Raw genomic sequence first — 2,071 nt, 5'->3', positions numbered from 1 at the left:
GTCAGCGCCTACAACTTCGCCCGCCGCCTCAAGACCCTGCGCGGCCTCACGCCCTACGAAGCCATCTGCAAGGCATGGTCGGCCGAGCCCAGCCGCTTCAGGTCAGACCCGCTCCACCAAATGCCGGGACCAAACATCTAGGTGCCAGGATGTCGCCGGCCTCGGTGATGATCCAGGGCTTGGCACCCTCTGCGTCGATCGCCTCGGCTGCTGCAGCGAGCGCCGCGCGCAAGGTCGAGAAGCTGGGGGCGTCCGCGACATGGGCCGTCTCATGGCCAGGCCACACGGTGAGTTCGGCAGGCTTGTCGAAGTCGGACAGCGTCATCGGTTCGCTAGGGTTCGTGGCGGGGCAGGGCTTATGCCGCGGGCTGAGGTCGCTGGTACAGGGTCAGACGCTTGTGATCCGGGGGGCGGCTATGCGTGGGTCCGCATTGCCAGGAGGGTCAGGCGGTCCTCGGTCCCGGCCGAGGAACACGCACCTCTACCATCTGTCCGGTGAGCGGATTGAGGATCTGCATGGCTGCGTATCTCCAGTGGTTGTGCCGGTAGAACGTCGTCACATCGCGGTAGGATCGAGGCGATCCGAGCAATTGCGCGGAGTTGGTGAACCGTTCGTTTACTCTGCTGCCACGGCGGTCAGGGGGCAGTTGAGGACGCTCTACGCGTAGGGCCCGCCGAACAAGTCGCCTAGCGCCTTCCACCTGAACAGCGTGCGCCAGCGCCTTCGCTGATGCTCCGGCCGGTCGTGGATCATGTGGCACCGCTGGCAGAAAGCCGAGAGGTTGGCATCGGCGTTGTTCGAGGTGTCATGGTCTCGATGGGCGGCGGCCAGGACCACCCGGGTTCGGCGGGCACGGCCGAGGATGTCAGCTTCCGCAGTGATCCGGATCCGGCGCCCCAAGCCATCGCGCCATTGACCGGCGTCCGCGTCCCACCAGCGCCCGTCGCCGAGGTGGTAGACCATCCGCCCATGCGGCCGTCCGCAACTCTCACAGCGGCCCTGCGCCCGGCCGAAGCGGATCGCCAGCGACAGCTCGCGCCAGTCGATCGGATAGAAAAAGCGGTGCTCGGGCCGGATCGGCATGATGGGGCTGAATACCCGATGGCGGGCCAATTCTGTGGCAGGGCGGCGGATCGCTTCTGTAGCATCTCGGCAACAGCCACGGACCAAAGTCACGGGGTGCTGCAACCAAACCACCGCCGAGATGTTACGCCGCCTGGCCGTGTACATCGCACTGTATTTCGACCGTGCAACGCATGTTCATGGACGGTTTACTATACCGTCCCACGTCATCAGCCGGCAGTGTGTCCGTAAAACTACAGCCATTTCATCGACGGACCGGTAGCCTTCTCGTCAGATCGAAATTTGGACCTTACGTTATGACCAAGCTCCTGACCTCGCTGGCCGCCTTCACCGCCCTGACGGCGGCCGCTTCCGCCGCCGACCTTCCCCGCCGCGCCGCCCCGCCGCCGGTGTTCACCCCCGTGCCGGTGTTCACCTGGACGGGCGCCTACTTCGGTATCAACGCCGGCTACGCGTTCGACGCCAGCAGCCGCAGCAACAACAACTCCACCTTCGGCGTCCCGGCCCCCTACGCCACCGCCGGCACCACCGCCACCTTCGGCAACCGCAGCCAGGACGGCTTCTCCGGCGGCGCCCAGATCGGCTACAACTACCAGTTCACCCCGGGCTCCGGCGTGGTCGTCGGCATCGAGGCCGACGCCCAGTACCTCGACTTCGGCCGCAGCCGGAACAACGCCTTCATCAACGGCGCCCTCGCCCCCGGCTACTACGTCACCGACCCGCGCGGCCTGTCGAGCCTCGACTACTTCGGCACCGTCCGCGGCCGCCTCGGCTACGCCTTCGACCGCACCCTCGTGTACGGCACCGGCGGCTTCGCCTACGGCTCGGGCAGCGCTGACCGCTCCTTCGGCGGCTACGCCGGCAACGACAGCTTCCGCACCGGCTATGCGGTCGGCGGCGGCGTCGAGTACGCGCTCCCCACCGACTCGTTCCTGAACTTCTTCCGCTCCTCGGCCGTGACGCTCAAGGTCGAAGGCCTGTACGTCA

General features: G+C 66.6%; 3 protein-coding genes and 1 pseudogene. 2 read left to right on the top strand and 2 right to left on the bottom strand.

Features of this window, described 5'->3' with window-relative positions; genetic code table 11:
• Window positions 1–141: pseudogene (locus MKK69_RS12625) on the top strand (IS481 family transposase); the annotation flags it as partial.
• Here MKK69_RS12625 and MKK69_RS12620 read toward each other — a convergent pair.
• On the bottom strand, window positions 98–325 hold the full coding sequence (locus tag MKK69_RS12620; RefSeq protein WP_243968230.1) for a hypothetical protein: 228 nt from the start codon (window positions 323–325) through the stop codon (window positions 98–100). The pseudogene MKK69_RS12625 and the gene MKK69_RS12620 overlap by 44 nt on opposite strands.
• A gap of 333 nt (window positions 326–658) precedes the next feature.
• Complete coding sequence (locus tag MKK69_RS12615; RefSeq protein ID WP_243968229.1) at window positions 659–1,084, bottom strand: hypothetical protein; 426 nt, start codon at window positions 1,082–1,084, stop codon at window positions 659–661.
• A 296-nt stretch (window positions 1,085–1,380) separates the two neighbouring features.
• On the opposite strand from MKK69_RS12615, the gene MKK69_RS12610 reads away from it, so the two are divergent.
• Window positions 1,381–2,071, top strand: a 691-nt coding sequence (locus MKK69_RS12610; RefSeq protein ID WP_243968228.1) for an outer membrane protein, incomplete at its 3' end; no start/stop codon positions are given.

This window comes from Methylobacterium sp. J-026, assembly GCF_022829585.1.
In the GTDB taxonomy this organism is placed as follows: Bacteria; Pseudomonadota; Alphaproteobacteria; order Rhizobiales; family Beijerinckiaceae; genus Methylobacterium.
This window is presented reverse-complemented; position numbering and strand designations above follow the sequence as displayed.